Origin of the sequence: Tepidimonas charontis, assembly GCF_007556685.1 — a bacterium.
Lineage (GTDB): Bacteria > Pseudomonadota > Gammaproteobacteria > Burkholderiales > Burkholderiaceae_C > Tepidimonas > Tepidimonas charontis.
The window spans coordinates 1-4,885 of sequence record NZ_VJON01000074.1; the positions used below are offsets into that span (position 1 = coordinate 1).

Here is a 4,885-nt window from a genome sequence, read left to right on the forward strand (position 1 = left end):
ATGCTTGCTCGTGGTCATGGTTTGCCCTCCTTCAGGGTTCAAGGTCGATCTCGCAATCAACCTCTTACCATGACCACCCGCCCGCTTACTACCCCAGGCGATTTTGCACACAAGTCAGCACACTACCGGTCCAGCTCAGCTGCAGCGTCTGTGGCAGCGGCAGCACCGCCTCGTTGGGCTGGACCGGGCTGACGGTCGGTGTGTCCACCCAGTCGGCCGGGCTGCTGGCCCAAGCCAGACACAGCCACCACGCCGCCAGGCTCACGCTGCCCATGGCTTCCGCCTAGCCGCGGTGGGCGGCGCCGTGCAGGGGGCGGCGGCTGCGCCAGCCGTGCCAGCCCAACCACGCTGCCGCCAGGCCCAGGCCCAGTTCGTCGGTGATGGGCAAGGCCGCCACCAACAGCGTGGCAGCGGCGATGGCCAGCAGCCGCTCCCACCAGGCCAGCGGCGCCCACAGATAGCCAATGGCACCCGCACCCCACAGGCCGATGGCCACCAGCGCCTTGAAGACGATCCACAGCACCGCCAACGCCGTGGGCTCACCTTGCAGCATCAAGGCTGGGCTGTAGACGGCCATATACGGCACCACGAAGCCGGCCATGGCCACGCGCACGGCGTGGAGGCTGATGAGCAAGCCGCGTTCGCGGGCGATGGGGGCGGCAGCGAACGCCGCCAGGGCCACCGGCGGCGTCAGATCGGCCATGATGCCGAAATAAAACACGAACATATGGCTGACGATGAGCGGCACGCCGAGCTCCAGCAGCACCGGCGCGGCCAGTGAGCTGGTGATGATGTAGTTGGGAATCGTCGGGATGCCCATGCCCAGGATCAGGCAGGTCAGCATGGTCAGCACCAGCGCCAGCAACAGGTTGTCACGGCCGATGGCGATGACATGGCCGCCGATTTCCGCGGCCACACCGGTGAGATTAATGATGCCGATGATGACCCCGACCAACGCGCAGGCCGCTGCCACCGGCAACGCGTGGCGGGCGCCCTCGGCCAAGGACTGCAAGGCGCTGCGGCGCGCGTCGGCGCCACAGCGCAGCGCGTAGGTCAGCCCCACCAGCACCGCGGTCACGACGAAGAAGGTGCCGGCGCCGAAGCGAAAAAATCCGGCACATGCCAGAGCCAGTAGCACCCAAAACAGCACGCGCAGCGGCAGGCCGCGCACGCCCTGCATCACCGCTGCGCCAAAGATCAGCACCACCGTCAGCCCCAAACCCACCGTGCCGGAGAACATGGGCGTGTAGCCGGAAAACAGCAACGCGACCAGACCGGCCAGCGGCAGCAACAGATACCAACGCTCGCGCACGGCCGTCCACGGATTGGGGCATTGCGCCCGCGGCAGCCCGGTCAGATGCCGCCGGCCTGCCTCCAGGTGCACCATCCAAAAGACGGTGACGAAGTACAGGATGGCGGGCAGGATGGCCGCCTTGACGATGGCCACATACGGCACGTTGATGGTTTCGGCCATGATAAAGGCCACGGCTCCCATCACCGGCGGCATGATTTGGCCCCCCATGCTGGCGGTGGCCTCGACGCCGCCGGCAAATCCCGCGCTGTAGCCGAAGCGCTTCATCAGCGGAATGGTGAATTGTCCGGTGGTGACGACGTTGGCCACCCCCGAACCGTTGATGGTGCCCATCAGGCCCGAGGAGATGACGGCGACTTTGGCGGGGCCACCGCGCGTGTGGCCGACCGTGCCCATGGCAAAGTCGGTGAACAAACGCACCATGCCGGCTTGTTCCAAAAAGGCCCCAAACAGAATGAACAGGAAGATGTAGGTGGAGGAGACGTAAGTGGGGGTACCGTAGATGCCCTCGGTGCCAAAACCGAGCGTGGCGATCAGCAGTGCCCAGTCGTAGCCTCGGTGTGCGAGCGCCCCGGGCAGCCACTGACCGAAGGCGCCATAAGCCAGAAACAGCCCGCAGATGATGGGCAACCCCCAGCCCATGACGCGCCGCGCCGCTTCGAACACGAGCGCAATGGCGACGATGCCGACCACCCAGTCCCAGCCCACCAGCTCGCCGGCGCGCTGCGTCAGATCGGCCTCGAACACCCATTGGTACAGTCCCGTGCCAAAACCAGCCAGTCCCAATGCCCAGCCAAGCGCTCGCCCCATGCGCGCCAACCAGGCCGGGCCGCGCTGCCAGGGCGGGTAGAGCACGAACACCAGCCACAACACGAAGCCCACGTGCAGGGCGCGGATGACCTGGCTGGACAGAGGGTGGAAGGCCGCCATCCAGAGCTGAAAGGCGGCAAAGGCGAGCGCCACCCCGAACACCGGGCCGCGCAAAGCGGCGCCGGGGCTGGGCGACGCTGCCGGCGCAGCGGCAGCACTCATGCAGCAACGGGTATCGGTGGAATGGGGGCGTGCTCACTTCAGCACGCCGACTTCGCGGTAGTAACGTTCGGCGCCCGGGTGCAACGGCACCGGCATGCCCTTGAGGGCGTTTTCGCGCTTGATGGCGCGCGCCGCATTGTGTGCCGCATACAGGGTGTCGAGGTTGTCGAACATCGCCTTGGTCATGCGGTACACGGTCTCCTCGGGCACCCCGCTGTGCGTCACCAGGAAGTTCGGAATGGCCGCCGTCGTGACGTCGGTGGTCTGGCCGCTGTAGGTGTTGGCCGGGATGACGGCCGGTTGATAGGCGGGGTCGCCCACCTTGGCGACGACCTCGGGCGGCACCGGGATGACGACGATTTTGATGGCGGTGGCCAAATCGCGAATGGAGGCTACACCCAGGCCGGCGGACTGCAGCGTGGCGTCGAGCTGGCGGTTTTTCATCAGTTCCACCGATTCGCCAAACGGCAGATATTCCACCTTGGCCAGATCGCTGTACGACAGCCCGGCGGCCTTGAAGATGGCGCGCGCGTTGAGTTCGGTGCCCGAGCGCGCCGCGCCCACCGAGACGCGTTTGCCCTTGAGGTCAGCCAAGGTCCGGATGCCGCTGTCGGCGTTGGCCACGATCTGGATGTAGTTGTTGTACAGGCCTGCGATGCCGCGCAGCTTGTCGAGCTTTTGTTTGAAGCCGGCCTCCTCGTTGCCGTTCCAGGCGTCGGACAGCGCATCGGCCAGCGTGAAGGCCGCCTCGCCCCGCCCGGCTTGCAGGAGGTTGAGGTTTTCGGCCGAGGCGCGCGTGACCTGGGCCGTGCTGCGCACGTTGGGTATTTCCTTGGCTTAGATTTGTGACAGCGCGACGCCGACGGGGTAGTACACCCCGCTTTGGCCCCCGGTGAGGACGTTGATGAACTGCGCAGGCTGGGCGTTGACGGTGGTGGCGGCGAGTGCGACGCCGACGCTGAGGACGGTGGTGATGTGACGCAGCAAACGCATGACGGGTCTCCGGTGGTGTTCGAGTGATCGTGCCGCGGACGGCGGCGGCGCACGGCCGACGCTCGCGATCGCATGGTGCGCTGCATCGTACCGTGTCGGTGCAGCCGCGCCAAAACCCGATAGGGTTTTATCTGATAGGGTTTTAGTAAAACCCTACCGGGTTTCAGCAAAAACCGATGGCATATCGACAGAACCCGATGAGGTTTTTTGTAAAACCCTGCGCCTGCCCCTCGCCCTGGCCCTGGCGCGCGGACGGCGGTCAGGTCACACCGATACCGGCCACAGGGTAGCCGGCCCGTCAGGGCTGCTGTGCCCTCTGCTGCTGTGCCCTCTGCCATTGCGCAGCGCGCGCGGCCTGCACCGCCAAGCCCAGATCGATCACGGCCATCGCGTAGTAGCTGCTCTGGTTGTAGCGCGTGATGGCGTAGAAGTTGGACGTGCCCAGCACATAGGTGGGCGGCTGGCCGCCGCGCGCGGGGTCGCCGTTGTCCAGCGCCACCAGCGCCAGCAAGCCGTCGTAGTCTTCGGCCTCGTGGCTTGGCTGGGCGCCGAGCGCGCGCAGCGCCTGCAGGCGAAACGTCGGTCGAATGTCGGGCGCCAGCAAGGTGGCGAGCTGTTGCGCGTCGGTGGGGGGGATGACGTCGAAGCGCACCGGTTGCCCGGTTTGCCAGCCGTGGGCGCGCAAAAACGCCGCCACCGAGCCGATGGCGTCGTCTGCGCTGGCCAGCAGGTCGATGCGACCATCGCCGTCGAAGTCCACCGCGTGCGCCAACCAACTGCTGGGCATGAACTGTGGCCAGCCAAGCGCGCCGGCGTAACTGCCGCGCCAGCGGTCGGGGGGCACGCCGCTGGCGCGCGCCAATGTCAAAAAGGCGCGCAGCTCCCGCACGAAAAAGGCTTGACGCTCGGAGGCTCGGGGATGTTCGGCCGGAAAATCCAGCGCCAGCGTGGCCAGCGCATCGAGCGTGCGGTGGCGCCCCAGATGCTGCCCATACAGCGTCTCCACGCCGATGATGCCGACGATCAGCCACGCGGGTACCCCATACACCTGCTCGGCGCGCTCCAGAGCGCTGGCATACGTCTGCCAAAAACGCACGCCAGCGGCGATGCGGCGGGGTTCGACGAAGCGGGCGCGGTAAGCCGCCCAATTTTTGGCGCCGCTGGTCGGCGGTGGCAGGATCAGGCGGCGCACCGCCTCGTCACGGCGCGCCTGCGCCAGCCAGTGCGTGGCCCAGCCGTCGCTCCAGCCGGCTTCGGTATCCCAGGCCTGGGCCAGTGCCTGTGCGCGCGGGTCTTGGGCGTAGGTCGCTGGGGCGGCGCCGCCGTCGGCTGGGCGGTGGGGCGTGGCCGCAATGGGGGTCGGCACCGGTATCGTCTGCGCATGCAGCAGCGGTGCGGCGGTCAACGCGATGCCGTACAGGGTTGCCGCAGCCAGCAGCACGGCAGCGGCGCGGCCCGCGCGGGCCGCTGATTCGCCACCAGGCTGCGCGCGAGCGTCCACCCCCGGGGGTGCCGGCGGCGCGGTGGGTGGCACGTCGGCAGCGGTAA

General features: G+C 67.4%; 5 protein-coding genes. All 5 read right to left on the reverse strand.

The features are described from left to right. Positions 1 to 88: 88 nt before the first annotated feature. Positions 89 to 274 carry a hypothetical protein gene (locus Tchar_RS13175; RefSeq protein WP_144329445.1) on the reverse strand — a complete coding sequence of 62 codons (186 nt, stop codon included), beginning with the start codon at positions 272 to 274 and terminating at the stop codon, positions 89 to 91. Positions 275 to 283: 9 nt separating this feature from the next. Continuing rightward, positions 284 to 2,344 (reverse strand): TRAP transporter permease, encoded by a 2,061-nt coding sequence (locus tag Tchar_RS13180; RefSeq protein WP_144329446.1) that lies wholly within the window; start codon positions 2,342 to 2,344, stop codon positions 284 to 286. 33 nt (positions 2,345 to 2,377) lie between these two features. Further along, positions 2,378 to 3,172, reverse strand: coding sequence for a TAXI family TRAP transporter solute-binding subunit (locus Tchar_RS13185; RefSeq protein WP_328592050.1), 795 nt, complete (start codon positions 3,170 to 3,172; stop codon positions 2,378 to 2,380). 9 nt (positions 3,173 to 3,181) lie between these two features. Next, positions 3,182 to 3,337 carry a hypothetical protein gene (locus Tchar_RS14165; RefSeq protein ID WP_236640476.1) on the reverse strand — a complete coding sequence of 52 codons (156 nt, stop codon included), beginning with the start codon at positions 3,335 to 3,337 and terminating at the stop codon, positions 3,182 to 3,184. Between the two features lie 298 nt (positions 3,338 to 3,635). Continuing rightward, a partial coding sequence (gene mltB, locus Tchar_RS13190; protein WP_408033625.1) for a lytic murein transglycosylase B occupies positions 3,636 to 4,885 on the reverse strand: 1,250 nt, incomplete at its 5' end.